The organism is Methylobacterium sp. E-012 (assembly GCF_057836545.1).
Genome location: NZ_JBYQEY010000004.1, coordinates 1 through 14,807, shown reverse-complemented (window position 1 = coordinate 14,807; position 14,807 = coordinate 1). Strand labels below are relative to the sequence as shown.

At 64.7% G+C, this 14,807-nt stretch carries 21 protein-coding genes; 8 read left to right on the top strand and 13 right to left on the bottom strand.

From position 1 onward, the window contains the following. Nucleotides 1-170: 170 nt before the first annotated feature. The 3 genes from AC3IF1_RS29445 (at nucleotide 171) to AC3IF1_RS29435 (ending at nucleotide 1,546) form a co-directional block, all read left to right on the top strand. Nucleotides 171-548, top strand: coding sequence for a type II toxin-antitoxin system RelE/ParE family toxin (locus AC3IF1_RS29445; protein WP_489220654.1), 378 nt, complete (start codon nucleotides 171-173; stop codon nucleotides 546-548). After that, nucleotides 545-1,150 (top strand): XRE family transcriptional regulator, encoded by a 606-nt coding sequence (locus AC3IF1_RS29440; protein ID WP_489220653.1) that lies wholly within the window; start codon nucleotides 545-547, stop codon nucleotides 1,148-1,150. The genes AC3IF1_RS29445 and AC3IF1_RS29440 overlap by 4 nt, the downstream gene beginning before the upstream one ends. A gap of 69 nt (nucleotides 1,151-1,219) precedes the next feature. After that, on the top strand, nucleotides 1,220-1,546 hold the full coding sequence (locus AC3IF1_RS29435; protein WP_489220652.1) for an HU family DNA-binding protein: 327 nt from the start codon (nucleotides 1,220-1,222) through the stop codon (nucleotides 1,544-1,546). Nucleotides 1,547-1,561: 15 nt separating this feature from the next. Here AC3IF1_RS29435 and AC3IF1_RS29430 read toward each other — a convergent pair whose 3' ends face one another. From AC3IF1_RS29430 to AC3IF1_RS29385, 10 genes are all read right to left on the bottom strand, one after another. Continuing rightward, the gene (locus tag AC3IF1_RS29430; protein ID WP_243966176.1) at nucleotides 1,562-2,359 is read right to left on the bottom strand and encodes an energy transducer TonB family protein; all 798 of its coding nucleotides are present in this window, start codon (nucleotides 2,357-2,359) and stop codon (nucleotides 1,562-1,564) included. Then, nucleotides 2,356-2,841, bottom strand: a complete 486-nt coding sequence (exbD, locus tag AC3IF1_RS29425; RefSeq protein ID WP_243966173.1) for a TonB system transport protein ExbD — start codon at nucleotides 2,839-2,841, stop codon at nucleotides 2,356-2,358. The genes AC3IF1_RS29430 and exbD overlap by 4 nt, the downstream gene beginning before the upstream one ends. 12 nt (nucleotides 2,842-2,853) lie before the next feature. Then, on the bottom strand, nucleotides 2,854-3,834 hold the full coding sequence (gene exbB / locus AC3IF1_RS29420) for a tonB-system energizer ExbB (protein WP_409564776.1): 981 nt from the start codon (nucleotides 3,832-3,834) through the stop codon (nucleotides 2,854-2,856). Further along, nucleotides 3,831-4,514, bottom strand: a complete 684-nt coding sequence (locus AC3IF1_RS29415; protein ID WP_243966159.1) for a Fe2+-dependent dioxygenase — start codon at nucleotides 4,512-4,514, stop codon at nucleotides 3,831-3,833. The genes exbB and AC3IF1_RS29415 overlap by 4 nt, the downstream gene beginning before the upstream one ends. A gap of 3 nt (nucleotides 4,515-4,517) precedes the next feature. Beyond that, nucleotides 4,518-6,992: a TonB-dependent receptor gene (locus tag AC3IF1_RS29410; protein ID WP_409564778.1), complete on the bottom strand. Its 2,475-nt coding sequence runs from the start codon at nucleotides 6,990-6,992 to the stop codon at nucleotides 4,518-4,520. Nucleotides 6,993-7,396: 404 nt separating this feature from the next. Further along, nucleotides 7,397-7,636, bottom strand: coding sequence for a hypothetical protein (locus AC3IF1_RS29405; protein WP_243966155.1), 240 nt, complete (start codon nucleotides 7,634-7,636; stop codon nucleotides 7,397-7,399). Between the two features lie 80 nt (nucleotides 7,637-7,716). Continuing rightward, on the bottom strand, nucleotides 7,717-7,974 hold the full coding sequence (locus AC3IF1_RS29400) for a hypothetical protein (RefSeq protein WP_243966152.1): 258 nt from the start codon (nucleotides 7,972-7,974) through the stop codon (nucleotides 7,717-7,719). 125 nt (nucleotides 7,975-8,099) lie between these two features. Then, nucleotides 8,100-8,642: a hypothetical protein gene (locus AC3IF1_RS29395; RefSeq protein ID WP_243966150.1), complete on the bottom strand. Its 543-nt coding sequence runs from the start codon at nucleotides 8,640-8,642 to the stop codon at nucleotides 8,100-8,102. A gap of 99 nt (nucleotides 8,643-8,741) precedes the next feature. Beyond that, nucleotides 8,742-9,023: a hypothetical protein gene (locus AC3IF1_RS29390; RefSeq protein WP_243966142.1), complete on the bottom strand. Its 282-nt coding sequence runs from the start codon at nucleotides 9,021-9,023 to the stop codon at nucleotides 8,742-8,744. An 88-nt stretch (nucleotides 9,024-9,111) separates the two neighbouring features. Beyond that, nucleotides 9,112-9,402 (bottom strand): hypothetical protein, encoded by a 291-nt coding sequence (locus AC3IF1_RS29385; protein WP_489220651.1) that lies wholly within the window; start codon nucleotides 9,400-9,402, stop codon nucleotides 9,112-9,114. Between the two features lie 109 nt (nucleotides 9,403-9,511). Here AC3IF1_RS29385 and AC3IF1_RS29380 point away from each other — a divergent pair, with 109 nt between their 5' ends. The 4 genes from AC3IF1_RS29380 to AC3IF1_RS29365 all read left to right on the top strand — a co-directional run bounded on the left by AC3IF1_RS29380 (nucleotide 9,512) and on the right by AC3IF1_RS29365 (nucleotide 11,873). Next, nucleotides 9,512-9,715, top strand: coding sequence for a helix-turn-helix domain-containing protein (locus AC3IF1_RS29380; RefSeq protein ID WP_489220650.1), 204 nt, complete (start codon nucleotides 9,512-9,514; stop codon nucleotides 9,713-9,715). Between the two features lie 261 nt (nucleotides 9,716-9,976). Beyond that, nucleotides 9,977-10,264: a hypothetical protein gene (locus tag AC3IF1_RS29375; protein WP_489220649.1), complete on the top strand. Its 288-nt coding sequence runs from the start codon at nucleotides 9,977-9,979 to the stop codon at nucleotides 10,262-10,264. A 249-nt stretch (nucleotides 10,265-10,513) separates the two neighbouring features. Beyond that, nucleotides 10,514-11,182, top strand: a complete 669-nt coding sequence (locus AC3IF1_RS29370) for an SOS response-associated peptidase (protein ID WP_489220648.1) — start codon at nucleotides 10,514-10,516, stop codon at nucleotides 11,180-11,182. A 298-nt stretch (nucleotides 11,183-11,480) separates the two neighbouring features. Further along, a complete protein-coding gene (locus AC3IF1_RS29365) occupies nucleotides 11,481-11,873 on the top strand; it encodes a hypothetical protein (RefSeq protein ID WP_489220647.1) in 393 nt (130 codons plus the stop codon). A 125-nt stretch (nucleotides 11,874-11,998) separates the two neighbouring features. Here AC3IF1_RS29365 and AC3IF1_RS29360 read toward each other — a convergent pair whose 3' ends face one another. The 3 genes from AC3IF1_RS29360 to AC3IF1_RS29350 form a co-directional block, all read right to left on the bottom strand. Next, nucleotides 11,999-12,559, bottom strand: a complete 561-nt coding sequence (locus tag AC3IF1_RS29360) for a chemotaxis protein CheB (RefSeq protein ID WP_489220646.1) — start codon at nucleotides 12,557-12,559, stop codon at nucleotides 11,999-12,001. 181 nt (nucleotides 12,560-12,740) lie between these two features. After that, nucleotides 12,741-13,007, bottom strand: a complete 267-nt coding sequence (locus AC3IF1_RS29355) for a hypothetical protein (RefSeq protein WP_489220645.1) — start codon at nucleotides 13,005-13,007, stop codon at nucleotides 12,741-12,743. A gap of 3 nt (nucleotides 13,008-13,010) precedes the next feature. Further along, a complete protein-coding gene (locus AC3IF1_RS29350) occupies nucleotides 13,011-13,775 on the bottom strand; it encodes a Crp/Fnr family transcriptional regulator (protein WP_489220644.1) in 765 nt (254 codons plus the stop codon). A 198-nt stretch (nucleotides 13,776-13,973) separates the two neighbouring features. Between AC3IF1_RS29350 and AC3IF1_RS29345 the strand changes: the two genes are divergently transcribed. Further along, complete coding sequence (locus AC3IF1_RS29345) at nucleotides 13,974-14,690, top strand: Crp/Fnr family transcriptional regulator (protein ID WP_489220643.1); 717 nt, start codon at nucleotides 13,974-13,976, stop codon at nucleotides 14,688-14,690. The last annotated feature ends 117 nt before the right edge of the window (nucleotides 14,691-14,807 follow it).

Genomic DNA, 14,807 nt, shown 5'->3' with positions numbered 1-14,807 from the left:
GCGGCTGCTCTCCTGATAGTGGCCGCGACTCGCCAGGGCGGGTGCGGCCGGAACGGTCCATCTCGGCCGGGCGGCACGGTTAAGTCAACGCTTTGCCGGCACGTGACGCCGCACTCCCTACGCAAAATATGGCCTTGAAACCATATTCTCGGTAATGCATTCTTCAGTGGATGCCGTTCACGGTCGCCCTCCATGACGACTTCGAGCCCGAATTTCAGCGGCTCCCGGTCCCGATCCAGAACGAGCTTCTGGCGCGGCTCTGGCTGCTTGCCGAGTTTGGGCCCGATCTGGGACGGCCGAACGTGGACAGGCTGCACAACTCGCAGTTTCAAAACATGAAGGAGCTACGGTTTCGGCTCGACGGCTTGTGGCGGTTCGCCTTCGCTTTTGACCCGCAGCGCCAAGCGATCGTTTTGTGCGGTGGGGACAAGGAAGGCGCAAACCAGTCCAAGTGGTACGAGCAGCTTATCCGAACCGCCGACGAGCGGTTCGCAGCGCATCTGAAGACACTCAACCCCGTGAGGCGGTCGAGGAGGAGAAGGCCATGAAGACGCTTGATCAGATCCTGGAGGCTCTACCGGAAGAGCGCCGCGAGCAGATTGCGGCCCGATCCGAGGAGCTAATCCTTGAGGAACACGCGCTTCGACGCATGCGCAAGGCTAGGAAGCTCACCCAAGAACGAATGGCAGAACTGCTCAACGTCCGACAGGACAGCATCTCGCGCCTTGAGCGGCGCAGTGATCTGCTCCTCTCGACGCTGCGGAGCTATGTCGAGGCCATGGGCGGCACGCTTCAGCTTATGGTCAAGTTCGACGATGAGCGGACGGTGGCACTCCCTTCACTGGCGGAAGCGGACGAACGGGCGCCTGTCACCCTCTGCACGTCCGTTCTGACCGGCTGGGATAGGCTGATCGCCCATGAGCTTGGTCATTGGGTGTACGACAACGCCAATACGAACTGTGTCGTGACGGTTCCGCTCATGCCGGCGCCGGCGACCCCGCGTCCGGAGCCACATACCTGTCGTCATGCCCTGACGGCGCTGGGAGCCTTCTTCAGCCCGATGATCGTCTACCGGTATGACCCCCCGCACCAACGGAGCGCTCTTGGGTGCGATGGTGCGCCTTGGCAGGGCGAAAAAGTCTGCTGGTGAGACAGCCGTCCTTTGGATCGTGCGGCCTCGCACTTGCCGCGCGTGGTTTGGCGGCGGCACCTTCTGGGCATGATCCGATCCGAGCTCGTCGACCGCATCGCGGAGCAGAACCCGCACCTCTACGCCAAGGATGTTGAGGCGGTGGTCGACGCTATCCTCGACCGCATCACCCGTGCCCTGGCAGACGGCGACCGCGTGGAAATACGCGATTTCGGCACGTTCGCTACGCGGGAGATGTGCCCCCGCATGGGTCGCAACCCGCGCACGGGCCAGAGCGTCGTCGTCGTGGCCAAGCGGAACGTCCAGTTCAAGCCGGGTAAGGCCATGCGGGCGCGGCTGAACCTGAGGCCGAAGGACCAAGTGCGCGAGGTGGAGCGACTACTGCGGGCTTCGTGACATTGCCTGCAGTATCTACTTTTTCGCTCGAAACACGACCGGAATGGAGAAGATAAGCCCCTCGTCTGCGACCAGTGGCGGCGGCGGCGGTACCGGATCAGAACGCTTCATCATGGCCAATGCCGCATCATCTAGTGCGACGTCGCCCGAGCCCTTCACTACGGTAGCCGACACTACCCGCCCAAGACGATCCAGCATGAACGTCACCATCACCTGGCCGGTCGGACGCCGCACTCCGCCAGGGTAGCGCTTGTGCCTTTCGAGATGGGCCAGAAGCTGCTTCTGCCACGTAGTGCGAATGCGCCGCGCGCTCTCGCCGGTCCCCAGGACTGGAGCGGTCGAGTGTGGCGCCTCTTTCATCGTCTCCGAAGTCGGCGCAGCTGCAGCCTCGGATGCAACTGACTCCATCGACGGGCTAGTCTCGACCGCCTTGACCTTGGTCTCGTCCTCTTGCGGTTTGCGCGTCGCATCAGGCGAGACGATCCGGTCCGGATCCTCCGTCTCAGTCGGCACGGCCTTGGGCAGTTCGGTCGGGTCGTCGACGGCTTTCTGTTGCACCACAGCCGGCGCAGCGGTGGCGTCGTCTGCCTCAGGACCGGCGGGGAGGTCGGTAGGCTCGTGCCGTACCGCCATCATCTCTAGGCCGATCTCCAGGGCATTCGCGCCGAGGTCGTCCGCCTCGTCGGGCGGCGTGTAGGTCACGGCCAGCACGATCCCGCTCGCGTGGAGGCCAAGCACGAAGGCGCCAGCTGCGAGCCAAAGCGGCCAGCGGCGCCCGGCGAGCCCGTATTCGAGGCGCGCCTCGCCTGTCACGGTTTTAGCGGTGGCAAGGCCTGCGTCCCGTCCCTCACCTCTCCCGCCGACCCGCCGGGCAAACCCTCCAGAGCGACGAGAGCGACCTTGAGGTAGCCACCTGCGCGCAGGATCTCCAGGACATCCATCAGCTCACCGTAAGGCACCGCGCGGTCGGCGCGCAGAAAGATGCGACGCTCCTTGTTGGGATCGCCCTGCGCGTCGAGGACCTTGGCCAGATCGATCCGCTTGACCTGTGCCTCGCCGACCGCAACCGCCAGATCCGCCTTGATCGTGACGTAGGTCGGCTTGTCAGGCTTCTTCTGCGGGACGGCGCTGGAAGAAGGCAGGTCGATCGGCAGGTCGACCGTCGAGAGTGGGGCGGCGATCATGAATATGATCAGCAGAACGAGCATCACGTCGATGAACGGCGTGACGTTGATCTCGTGCGCCTCGCCGAACTCGTCGCCGTCATCCTCGTCGCCGCCCAGTGCGATGGCCATGACCGTCCCCGCTCACTCGGCCGCGCGGGCGAGCGGCGCATGACGCCCGCCCGCGAAGCCGTGGTCCAGGTCACGCGACAGCAACCGCATCGTGACTCCCGAGGCGCGTTGGATGAGGTCGCCGTAGCCACGGGTCGCCCGGGCGAAATGGTTGTAGATGATCACCGCCGGGATCGCCGCGCCGAGCCCGATGGCAGTGGCGAGCAGCGCCTCGGCTATGCCGGGGGCCACCACCGCGAGGTTGGTGGTCTGCGCCTTCGAGATGCCGATGAAGCTGTTCATGATTCCCCAGACGGTGCCGAACAGTCCGACGAACGGCGAGATCGCACCGATCGTGGCGAGCGCCCCCATCCCGCGTCGGGCGGTGCGCCCTTCTGCCTTGACGATCTCCGAGCAGCGCGAGACAGCCCGCTCCCTGATGCCGTCCGGTGGGCCGCGCGAGATCCGCATCTCGTCGGCGACCGCCGCGACCAGCCTATCGAGTACCGTGCGGCCGGCGAGCGTCTCCCCGGCCTCGGTCAGCGAGCCGGCGCTGGCGATGCGACCCAGGGCGTGGGTGAGCGCGCGGCGGGCGAGCCCCAGCTCGATCGACTTGGCCACCAAGATCGTCCAGGTAATCACCGAGGCGAGCGCCAGCCCGGCCATCACGATTTTCACCAGGATGTCGGCGTTCAGGAACATCGACCACGGCGACAACTCGTGACCGGCGGGTGCCGCGACCCGGACGGCCACCCGTTGTGGCAGATCCGGCGCCGATTGGACTTCGGTCGGCGGGACCTGCTCAAGGGGAAGTCCCGTCTCGGACGGGTGCATGGGGTGCGGCGTCGCGGAAACGGCTGGCGCAGCCGCAGTTGGCGTGGGGGTACCTGGCGACTGCGCGAGTGCCGGCCCTGATATGAGCCAAAGCGCGGCCAGCAGTATGCGGCCCACGTGGGCGACGATGGACGCTCGGCCCACTGCCACCCGGTCCATCGACTCTCGGTGTCCGGTCATACCTCGGCCCAGGTCCGAATGAGGTTGTGGTAGATGCCCGTCAGCCTGACCACTTCGGTGTGGTCACGACCGAGCTCCGCGACGAGGCCCTGGATCGCAGTGTCCAGATCGTAGATCAGGCTGCGGGCCTGGGGGCTCCGGACCATGCTCTGAAGCCAGAAAAATGAGGCCACCCGCGTACCCCGGGTGACCGGCGTGACCATGTGCAGGCTTGAGGCCGGGTACAGGACAAGGTCGCCGGCGGCCAGCTTCACTTCCTGCGAACCGTAGTAGTCCTCGGCTACGAGCTCACCGCCGTCGTAGGTGTCCGGCTCTGCAAGGAACAGGGTCACCGATAAGTCGGTACGGATGCGCATTCCCGTCGCCGGATCGCCGCGCACGGCGTTGTCGACATGGATGCCGAAATGATGCCCCTCGCCGTAGCGGTTAAACAACGGCGGGAAGATGTGAAGGGGGATCGCGGCGGAGACGAACAGGGGGTTGGCCAGCAGTGCCTTGACGATCCGATCGCCCAGATGACGAGCGGGTTCGCCGTTCGGCGGAAGCTGCTCGTTGCGCTTGACCATGGCCGATTGGGATCCCGCCGTCGAGCGACCGTCCTCCCATTCGGCGGCGTCCATGATACGGCGGAAGTCGGCGACCTCCGCCTTGCTCAGGATTTCTGGGATGCAGATCAACATCGGTCAGAACTTCGTCTGCGCGATGAGGTACACTGCCCGGCCAGGGGCGATGAATGCGAACGGGGCGTCGCTGCGGTAAAATGCGTCGTAGTAGCGGCGATCGAGAAGGTTCTGAGCGTAAAGCTTGACGTTTAAATTCTCATTGACTTTGTATTCTAGGAAGGCGTCGAAGCGCCAATACGACGGCAAGACGTTGGCGTTGGCAGCGAGAGTTCCGCCCGAGATGCGAGAGTTGTTGATCGCCTGCGCGCCGAATTCGAGCCACGGCGTGATCCTGTACTTGGACAGCATGCTGAACGAGCGATGGGCGATGTTGGCCAGCCGGTTGCCGATCACCGTGGGGTCGCCCGACCGGGTGACCTTGGTGTCCATCGCCACATAGCCGCCGAACACGCTCCAATCGTCGGTGATCTTGCCGGCGACCTCCAGGTCGACGCCCTCGACCCGGTATGCCGCATCGGCCGCGATGAATTGAGCGGCACCGGTGCCGAGCGTCTCGCGAGCGTTCTCCTTGAGTGTGCGGAACACGGCGAAAGTGGCAAGGAGGCGACGGTCGAACAGCTCGGCCTTCACGCCGACTTCGTCGGCGGTGTTCTGCTCGGGCTTGAAGACTTGGTTGCCGGTGAAGGTCGCGCTGAGGCCGCCATAGGCCGAGCCGGAGGCGTCAAGCTCGGCCCCGACCGGGTTCGACGAGGTAGCATGAGCACCGTAGACGCTCAGCCAAGGCTGCGGCTTCAGCGTCAGGCCAATGTTGTAGTTCAAGTTACCAGAATGGACGCTGGCTGAGCTCGTGCCCTGGGTCGACGAGATATTGTAGTCGTCGTAGCGGACACCGCCATTCAGCAGGACGAGATCCTGATAGTTCATCGTCTCGATGAGGTATCCGGCCTTCGTATCGACGGGGATATAAGCCGGATTTCCAGTCAGATATGGCTTTGTGCTGAAAGGTAAAAGGTTGGGCGGTGCTAAGATATTGATGCCAGCCAAGCTACCCGTGCCACTGAAGATACCCGTTGTCCCGAGGTTCGAATTTTCGGAACGCAGGCCAGCGTAAGTGTCGCGACTGACGGCCTCGCGGCTGAACTCGGTACCCAGGACCGCCGTATGCAGGATCGGACCGGTCGCGAACTTGAAGGTCGCGTCGGTGGTGTCGGCCACGACGTCGACGGTCTGATAGCGGCTCTGTGGGTTGAGGCTCAGCGTCGTGCCATAGAGGTTGCCATTGCCCGGGATGACTGGCCGCTCCGGTAAGGTGCCAACATAATCGAGTACCGAGTGCCCAGCCCGGAAGCGGTTTGTGATCTTGAAGTCCTCGCTCGGCGCATACTCCGACACCAGTGTGCCGATGTCCTGCTGCACGCGATAGAAGTCGCGATTGACGAAGCCGTAGTAGGTGTCGCGTGGGACGATGCTTTCGGTGAACGGGCGTCGCGACTGAACGTTGAACGGCACGCCGAAATCCGGAAGGCTGTTCAGATCCGTGTGAAAGTAGTTGGCGTTGAACGTCCAGCCGTCGGCCGGCTTGAGCGTGACAGCGACGGCAGCTCCATTGCGATCATCGAAGACGTACTTGCGGCCCGCGACGTTCGCCTCCTGGTACAGGCCATTCACGCGGATCGCGAGAGCTGGGCTGACGACCTGATTGAGGTCGAGCGTGACGCGTCGGGTGTTATCGGTCCCGAGTTGCCCCTCCGATTTGTAGAAGTCGCCGAACGTCGTCGCCTGCTTTGTAACGATGTTGACAGCACCGCCCGCGGTGCCGCGGCCCGCGAAGCTCGATGCCGGCCCGCGCAAGATCTCGATCTGCTCGGTGAAGAAGTTCTCGCGCACGCTGACGGACGGATCGCGGATGCCGTCGACAAACACGTCGTTGCGCGCATCGAAGCCGCGAATGAAGAAGCGGTCGCCGAAGGCGTTGCCCCCCTCGCCCGTACCGAGCGTTACGCCGGCGGTCGTGCGGGCGATCTCGCGGAAGCTGGTCGCATTCTTATCGTCGATCACCTGTCGCGTCAGCACGGTGATCGACTTGGGCGTGTCGAGGATCGGCTGTGTAAAGCGCGGTGAGGCGACGTTGAGCGCTTGGTAAGGCGAGCTCGGGTTGGCGTAGGGATCTCGGCTCGGATCACCGATGCCCTGGGCCGGAGCACCAGCCCCCGTCGCCGTGCCGGAGCTTGGAGCCGGGGCAACAATTGGAGGTGAAGTAACGCGCCGTTGCGTTCGAACAGCCTGTCGGAGGGCGGTACGGGCTTTGACCTGCGCTTGGCTCGGCTTCGGCGCCGGTGGACGAGGCCGGGCTATAGGTGCATCCACAGTCATCGGAGGCAGCGCTGTAGCAGGCCCAGACTGTGCTTCCGCGCTGCCGACAGACCCCGCTGCCGCACATGCTAAGCCTAGCGCTCCCCTCGATGTAGAGAACGTCGGTTTACGGCCGCATATCGGATGTTGGCGCAGTGATGTCGGAACACGCGACTGACGCAGCACAGTATTCTTGCCTCCAATCACCAGCGTTTGCAACGACCGGTGATAGACCAGCGTGAAAACCACCCGTCTATTTGAGTCAAGAATTCAACATTAGAACTATAATAAGAAGCGAGTGCTAAACCGCGCTAAAGGCGTTGTTTCGTAGCTTCGCCAGTTTGTATCTATTACAAATAACAACTGACAAACTATTGATGCGTAAAAAAACCATTGCGATAACAGTGCGTTACGAGCAGCACCACAACATCCGGCGACCGGCGGACGAGCGACCATGGGGCACTGTCACATGACAGCAACAATTCACAGTCCTGTGCGCGGTCCGTAGCAGGCATACGGATTAACAGCTCAGGTCCGTCGTCCACGAGGCCCGCCGAACCATTCGACCTGCCTGATCCACTGGGCATTTAATCCTGGCTCGGCGGCTTCATGAGCGAGAATAGTTCGTCAATCGCGCCGAGGGCCTGGGCGCGCATCGCTGCCTCATCGTCAGATCCGGCTATTCGGATACCGCGCACGACTGCCTGGATCTCATCGCGGAACTCCGTGAGGAACCCCACGGGGTCACGCTTCTCTCCTGCCATGCGGGCGATGACTCCGGTGAGCAGGATCTGCAACCCAAGCATGCGGCCGTTGAGTTCGTTCACGGCATCTCTCCTCAAGCCGCTTTGCCCTGGGCAGAGCCGGCGTCGCCGCGGGGCAACGCAAGCCTCCAGTCATCTTTCCTCTATGCCAGTTCGAGTAAGTCGAGGAGCGCCACCCCAGCCGCCGCGAGCAGGTTGCCCCGGCCGCCCCAGCGCAGGGGCTCGACGTGGATCACGGTCGCCTCGGCCGGCACCTCCGGCAGCACGGTCTCCAGCGTCTCGGCCTCGCGGTCCTGATCGTTGCCGCGCAACCAAGTGATCTGCGAGCCGGTGGCGTTCTCGGGGGCCGCCAGGGATGGTTCCGCGTCCCCGGCGTCCTCCAGATCGGTATCCCCGTCCATGCGGTCCAGAACCGCGATGATGCGATCCGCAGCGTCGAGGGCGGAGATAGCTGAGAATTGGATATGCGACCGGCGCCACTCGCGTGACCGCCAGTCGCTTTCGCCTCGAAGGCGGATCTGAGAATTCAAGCGGCGGCAGAGGCTTCGACCCGCGCCCATTCAGGGAGGCGGCCGGGAAGGGCGAGCAACGCTGTCTCTCGGGTCTCGAACTCTGGCTCGTCACCGAAGCCAAGGAAACTGGCCGGCAGGGTGATGCCGGTCAGGATGACGAGCGCGCGGGCAGCGCGGGCATACTCGCGGTCGCTATCACCGCGGAACTGCATCCTGCCCTCGGCATCGATCGCCATGACTAGCGCCAGCGTCGCCAGCCCATCACGAGTGGTCGGTGTCGGCGCCTCGATCACCTCCGACACGAGGCGGCGCAGCCGGGTTTCGACCTTGAGGGCCGCACGATAGGACGGCGTGCCGAGGTCGTCCTCGTGCTCAAAGATCGGACGCACGTCCTGCGCCTCGGTGTAGGCCGTCAGCAGGGCGGTTCGGGTATCGGACTGCGGCGCGGCCGGGGTCCGACGGACCCGTGTGAGGGCGGCGCTCAGCGCAGCGGTGCGCTCAGCGAGCGAGACACGCAGGGTCGGGGTGGTGCGGGCGGTGGCGAAGGCATGGGACATCGATCGAGCTCCCGTGGAGGTTCGTGAGGGTACGCAGGTGAAGGGGATGGAAGGCTCAGCGCGCCGTGGCGCATCCGGCCCGGTCGGGTGCGGGCTGGGTCAGAGGAGCGTTGCGAGGCCGGTGAGCACCATGCCCCCGCCCACGATGACGAAGGCGGCCAGCAGCTCGGCGCCGACGTCGAGGAAGCGCAGGCTGCGGCTGTACGCGGTGTCGGGCCGGACGGGCGCCACGGCCTGCCAGGGCTCGATCTCGCCGGGCACGGGTTCGTTCGGCAGGTTGAGGTAGCGACCGTCGGCCGAGAGGCGGCGGCGGCCGGTGCGCGGGCTGTCGCTACGGGCTGGGACGGGCTGGCTGAAATTCGGGATGCGGGCATAGGTCATCGTTCGGGCTCCGGTGAGGGCTCGTGGCGGTGGGTCGGTGGTGGTGAAGGGGGTGCGAGCCGGGGCTCAGCCCGGCATGGTCAGGGGATCAGTGAGCGGCGGCGCGGCGGGCGGCCTTGGCGACCTGCCAGGCGGCCTTGAGGGCGGAGGACATCGCCTCGCGGCGGGAGACGCCGCAGCGCTCCATGATGCCGGGGGCGGCCTTGCAGGCGGCGGCCATGATGGCGGCGCGGTCGTACTGGCCGGCGGTGGCGAGGGGACGGGTGCGGGCGCCGAACTGGATGAGGGCGCGGGCGCTGAGAAGGCCGGCGGGGATTGCCGGCTTGCTGTCGTGCAGCGAGCGGGAGAGGCGGGTCCAGGAGACGGTGCGGTGGGACATGGCGGGCACCAAGTGGTGTAAATCTCACCACTAGTGGTAACGCCGTCACCGGTTTGATGTCAACCACATTCGGTGATAAAATCACCATATGAAGCCGTTTCAATGCCGAATGGCCCGCGCCGCACTTGGGTGGACCACGCAGGATCTCGCGCGCGAGGCCAGCGTGGGAGCCAACACCATCAACCGGTTTGAGGCCGGTCAGGACGCGCGTGTCAGCAGCGTCGATAAGATGCGGGCCGCCCTTGAAGCGGCAGGCGTCGAGTTCATCCCGCAGAACGGCGGCGGGGCCGGCGTGCGGATGCGCCAGCCGTGAGCCGGCGCTGGGCCCGGATCGGCGGCACCGTCTCGCTGGCGGGCTTCACTGTCATCGTCACGGCCCTGGCAGTCTGTGGACTCGTGGGTCTGGTGCCGTGATAGCTGCCTTGGAGTTCATCCCTAAGGACGGCGGCGGTGCCGGGATCCGGTTCCGGGAGCGAAAGGGGTAGCATTCTCGGCCGCGAGCAGTTGCCACACGGTGTACCCGGAACAACGATCTCTGAGCCCCCTTCCCTTAGGCTAAGAAACTGGAGGAACCATGTCCAAGGCCCTGAATATCGCCACCGCCACTGCGATGCTCACGCTGTCAGCGAGCTTCGCTGTTGCCGCTCCTTGCAATGTCGGCACGACCACGAATGCAGCTACCGGGAAGGATACCAGCTCGAACGTCGATGGCGGTTCGACCTCAAAGGTGAGCCCTGGTGCCAAAGCAGAGTCTCCCGGCACGGTCGGCGCAATGAACAACACCGGCGCGGCGATGAAAGATGATGGCTCGAAGAAAGCGCCCGAAGGTCAGCCCGTGAAGCCCGGCGCTGATAACTGCTGAGCCTGCACCACCGACCGCGCCAGCTTGGTGCAGCCGACTAGCATCCCGATCCGGGATCACGTCAAACGAGGCCGTTCCGTATCCGATAACCGCCCTCCCCCATATTGCGTCTCGGGCCGTGTCGCGTGCCGGCCCCTCGCCGTGAGGAACGGCATTAAGCCCCGCCGACCCGTGATTGGACCGGGCGGCGGGGCAGTGTTCGATATCTCGCGGTCCTGATCGTCACCGCGGCCTCGGCGAGCCTGCTGTATGTGCAACCTCTACAGCCTGATCCGCTCGCAGTCCGAGATCGGCAAGGCGTTCAGCGTCGAACGCGATGACACCGGCAACCTGCCGCCGCTGCCCGGCATCTTCCCGAACACGGCTGCGCCCGTGATCCGCATGCGCGACGGTGCTCGTGCCCTGTCGATGATGCGCTGGGGCATGCCCTCCCCGGCCTTCGCGCTGAAGGGTAAGAAGGTCGATCCCGGCGTCACGAACGTCCGCAACACCGCCTCGCCGCACTGGCGCCGCTGGCTGTCGCCCGAGCACCGCTGCCTCGTGCCGTTCACGAGCTTCAGTGAGAACGAGAAGGCCGCGGACGGCTCGCACCCGCCCGTGTGGTTCGCCCTAACAGAGGACCGGCCGCTCACCTGCTTCGCGGGCATCCTGGTCGAGGGCTGGCAGAGCGTGCGGAAGGTGAAGGACGGCGAGACGACCGACGACCTGTATGCCTTCCTAACCACCGAACCGAACACCGAGGTCGGCGCCGTGCACCCGAAGGCGATGCCGGTGATCCTCACAAAGCCGGAGGAGTGGGCGACGTGGCTGTCGGCGCCCTGGCCGGAGGCGAAGGATCTCCAGCGTGCCTTGCCGGATCATGCCCTCGTAGTCGTCGCCCGAGGCGCGCGCCGGGATGGGTTAGACGACGCGGATTAGTGGCGCCGGGGCTGACGGGACAGTGAGGGCTCTGCCCTGCTGCAACGATCGGTTAACCATAACGGCTGAGGTAGCTGTCAGCGATCGGCTGGGGGCTGAGCGTCGAAAGAGCAGCACCGAGACCCGGATGTACGGTCTCGCGGTGCGGCCTCCTTGGCGCAATCGCAACAAGCCCGCACCTGGAACACCAGGGCGGGCTTTCTCATCATATGGGGCGGCGGGGCTATCCCAATCCATGTTGGGCAAGGTCGCTTCTGGCCGCATGGTTTGACGGTGACGCTTGCCGTAGCTCGGCCGTATGGCCTCCGATTTCGCACCCACCATGCTCCCGAACGCCGCTGCCGTGTGGCGCAGTGCCCTTGAGGATCTGTCCCCGCACGCCTCGCCGTGCCGGTATCTGACGCCTACCCGCTGGGTGCCGATCCGCGAGGCTGCCATCGATTTCTGCGACCGGCTCGGGGCTGAGGCCCATGCGCTCGGTTGGACGGCGGCCGAGCTGTTCGCGCTTCATCCAGAGCATGGAAGGCTGCGGATCGACTACTGCGGGGTGATGATGGTCTCCGGGAGCAAGGCTTTGGCGGTGGAGCCAACCAGGGTCGTGTTCGCAGACGGATCAGGCTACCGGACCAAGCAAGGTCAGGTCTGGGGCATTCCGGTCTGGGAGTATGCGAAGAAGGCCGCAGGCCGATGACGCGTGGGGCTCATGGCGGGATCGGCGGCACCGTCTCGCTCGTCGGCTTCACGGTGCTGGTGACGGCGCTGGCAGCCTGCGGGCTGACGGGGGTCGTACCGTCATCAGCCGCTGGTTTCTCGAACTCAGCGACCCAAACAGAGAGCAGCAACGCGCTCAGCGAGTCGCTCGCTCGTAAGAGGCGCCTCAGGGTGATCGCGTCTCACCGCCGCTGAAGGCATCTCGGGGAATTCGGCTTCTTCCAGGTCCTGGACCAAGCCGAGGCCACCATGCGCCGTGATCACTCGCATCCCCTCGGCGCCGTCACTGTTCGCCCCACTGAGCACGACCCCGACGACGCGCTCGCCGTAGGTTTCGGCCGCTGAGATGAACAGGGGATCGGCGGCCGGACGCGCGAAGTGCACCTTGATCCCCTGATCCAGACGGATCGCACCGAAACGCAACTGCATGTGGTGGTCGGGCGGCGCAACGTAGATCCGGCCATGCTCAATAATCTCACCGTGCTGCGCAAAGGCTGCCGGGAAACCGGCGCACCGACCGAGGATGTCGGGTAGGCAGCTTCGATGTGTCCCAATGTGCTGCACGACGAACACGGAGGCGCGACATGTGCTGGGCAGCGCCTCAACGATCCGCACGAGCGGACCGAGGCCACCAGCAGATATAGCGATGACTATGATTGGGCTCATCTCAATGCAACAATCACCGGGCCTGGCGATGGTTCGTTCGATTGCAGCTAAACGTCTGAGGCGACGAGCAAATGGCTCGACCCTGTATTGCGCTTACTGGGCGGTTCATATCATCACGGTTCGGCTCGTCAGCCTGTGATCGGACAGGGCATGGAGGCAGCGTTCGCTGTGGACATGCAGCTCAGGCCGGCTTCAGATGCCGTCGTACCCAGCGGCTCGCCTCTTCCAGGGCCGGAAAGGCAGGGACCCTCAGCCCTTGCAGCCGGCCGAACCCCGCCTCCATGAACCAGCTTCCGACATTGGCATGCTCGGGTTCGGCGAGGCGCACCAGCACGGCTACGAGCAGGCCGTTGGCGATCACCAGCATGCCGTCGTGGTCAAGGCTGCCCGTGTCGACCGCGATCGGCTGCAGCACAATCAGCGTCTCGACGTTGCCCCGCTCGGACATCGGCTAGCCCTCCTGGGCCATACCGGGCCAACTCAGGTCGCGACGATCACCCCAGCGCGTGCTGCGCAAGTGCAGGTAGTTCGGTGCGAAGCTGCAGAAAGCCTTCATTCGCTCGACGTCGAGGATGGTCAGCACGCGGCGCTTGAGGTGGATCAGGCCGAGGGCGCGAAGCTCGCGCAGCGTCCGGTTCACGTGCACGTCGGACAGGCCCATCGTGTCAGCGATCTCAGACTGTGTGAGCGGAAACGCGTAGCTGTTGTCGGTGACACGCCCCACCGCCTCCAGGCGCATCAAAAGTTCGCAGAGGAGGTGAGCGATGCGCTGGTCCGGAGCGCGCGCGCCCATGTTGACCAACCACGCGCGCAGGACGGCACCGTCGACCAGGGAGCACCACCAGAAGGCGCGCGCGATGCTCGTGTGATGCGCCGTGATCTCATCGATGGCCCGACGGGGGATGTCCACAACCTGGCACTGCGAGATGGTGCCGATGGTGTGATCCATCTCGTCGAGGATGAACACGTTCAGGTCGCAGAAATCGCCGGGCAACAACAGGGCCATGATCTGGCGCTGGCCGTCCGGAAGGACCTTGTACCGGCAGGCAAAGCCGTCGAGGATCAGCAGGACGTTGTCGGGCTTATCGCCTTCCCGGATCAGATCCTGGCGCGCGCCGACCTGCCGGACCTTGAGTATCAGGTTGTTCAAGGCCGAGCGAGCTGGGTCGGAGAGGGGTTCGAAGCTCTCGAGCTTCCGCGTCAGCGCCTGCTGCATGGGGCTCACATCGCTGCGCCTCGATGCCTGCCAATATGTCAGATATCCGACAAGATCTCCATCATTTGACCGATATCTTGTGCTCCTAAGAAATTAGGCTCAAAGATAGGCAGGCGTCGTACGCAGGCACGTCCAGGTGCTCGTGACCGAGGGCTCTTGGACCTCCCGCTCCAAGTGAACGGGACTAGGTCTCAACCGATGCAGCACAGCTGCCTCAATCGCCTGCTCAGATCCCTAGATCCGGACGATTTCGATCTCCTGCGACCGCACCTCGAACTCGCGATCCTGTCGTTGGGCGATGTGCTGATCAAAGCCGACACCCCGATCACGCGGGTTGCCTTCGTCGAACGAGGCATCGTCTCGCTCGTCAGCGTCGCGGCGGATGGCCAACAGGTCGAGGTCGGACTGGTCGGATGCGAAGGCATGGTTGGCGTGCCGATCCTACTCGATGCCCAGCGGACGCCGGACGAGGCTCGGGTTCAGGCTATCGGGCTAGCGCAGGTCATGCCGGTAAGTGCCCTCACTGATGCGCTTCGGCACAGTCGGCGCCTGCACAATCAGCTATTGCGGTATGCGCACGTCCTCGGCGTGCAGGCCACGGCCACGGCCCTAGCCAACGGCCGCTACACCCTGGAGCCGCGTCTCGCCCGCTGGCTGCTCATGTGTCACGATCGGACCGAGGGTGACGAACTTCCGACGACGCACCGGTTTCTGTCGCTGATGCTCGGGGTCAATCGTCCGGGCCTGACGGGCGCAATTTCGGTCCTGGAGCGTTCCGGCGTGATCGGTCGACAGCGCGGTACCCTGATCGTTCGCGATCGCGCGGCGCTGCTCGCTCTAGCCGGCCCCTCCTACGGCACTCCCGAGGCCGAATACGAGCGCCTGTTTACGGGTCCGGCACCGGGCGGCCACTGAGAACCTTCTCAGCCCCACCCCAAGCTACGATGAGGAAGACGTCTAAGCCGGGCGGCCCTATCATCACGGCTCGCCCGGCCTCGCGCACCTTCCGACCGCGTCCGCGGCTGGTAGCCC

Bases quoted from the DNA above. Each gene is read 5' to 3' on its own strand.
- AC3IF1_RS29390 (WP_243966142.1), bottom strand. From the start codon at position 9,023: ATGACCTATGCCCGCATCCCGAATTTCAGCCAGCCCGTCCCAGCCCGT.
- AC3IF1_RS29345 (WP_489220643.1), top strand. From the start codon at position 13,974: ATGCAGCACAGCTGCCTCAATCGCCTGCTCAGATCCCTAGATCCGGAC.
- AC3IF1_RS29395 (WP_243966150.1), bottom strand. From the start codon at position 8,642: ATGTCCCATGCCTTCGCCACCGCCCGCACCACCCCGACCCTGCGTGTC.
- AC3IF1_RS29375 (WP_489220649.1), top strand. From the start codon at position 9,977: ATGTCCAAGGCCCTGAATATCGCCACCGCCACTGCGATGCTCACGCTG.
- AC3IF1_RS29365 (WP_489220647.1), top strand. From the start codon at position 11,481: ATGGCCTCCGATTTCGCACCCACCATGCTCCCGAACGCCGCTGCCGTG.
- AC3IF1_RS29385 (WP_489220651.1), bottom strand. From the start codon at position 9,402: ATGTCCCACCGCACCGTCTCCTGGACCCGCCTCTCCCGCTCGCTGCAC.
- AC3IF1_RS29440 (WP_489220653.1), top strand. From the start codon at position 545: ATGAAGACGCTTGATCAGATCCTGGAGGCTCTACCGGAAGAGCGCCGC.
- AC3IF1_RS29350 (WP_489220644.1), bottom strand. From the start codon at position 13,775: ATGCAGCAGGCGCTGACGCGGAAGCTCGAGAGCTTCGAACCCCTCTCC.
- AC3IF1_RS29445 (WP_489220654.1), top strand. From the start codon at position 171: ATGCCGTTCACGGTCGCCCTCCATGACGACTTCGAGCCCGAATTTCAG.
- AC3IF1_RS29380 (WP_489220650.1), top strand. From the start codon at position 9,512: ATGGCCCGCGCCGCACTTGGGTGGACCACGCAGGATCTCGCGCGCGAG.
- exbD (WP_243966173.1), bottom strand. From the start codon at position 2,841: ATGGCCATCGCACTGGGCGGCGACGAGGATGACGGCGACGAGTTCGGC.
- exbB (WP_409564776.1), bottom strand. From the start codon at position 3,834: ATGACCGGACACCGAGAGTCGATGGACCGGGTGGCAGTGGGCCGAGCG.
- AC3IF1_RS29435 (WP_489220652.1), top strand. From the start codon at position 1,220: ATGATCCGATCCGAGCTCGTCGACCGCATCGCGGAGCAGAACCCGCAC.
- AC3IF1_RS29360 (WP_489220646.1), bottom strand. From the start codon at position 12,559: ATGAGCCCAATCATAGTCATCGCTATATCTGCTGGTGGCCTCGGTCCG.
- AC3IF1_RS29370 (WP_489220648.1), top strand. From the start codon at position 10,514: ATGTGCAACCTCTACAGCCTGATCCGCTCGCAGTCCGAGATCGGCAAG.
- AC3IF1_RS29400 (WP_243966152.1), bottom strand. From the start codon at position 7,974: ATGGACGGGGATACCGATCTGGAGGACGCCGGGGACGCGGAACCATCC.
- AC3IF1_RS29415 (WP_243966159.1), bottom strand. From the start codon at position 4,514: ATGTTGATCTGCATCCCAGAAATCCTGAGCAAGGCGGAGGTCGCCGAC.
- AC3IF1_RS29355 (WP_489220645.1), bottom strand. From the start codon at position 13,007: ATGTCCGAGCGGGGCAACGTCGAGACGCTGATTGTGCTGCAGCCGATC.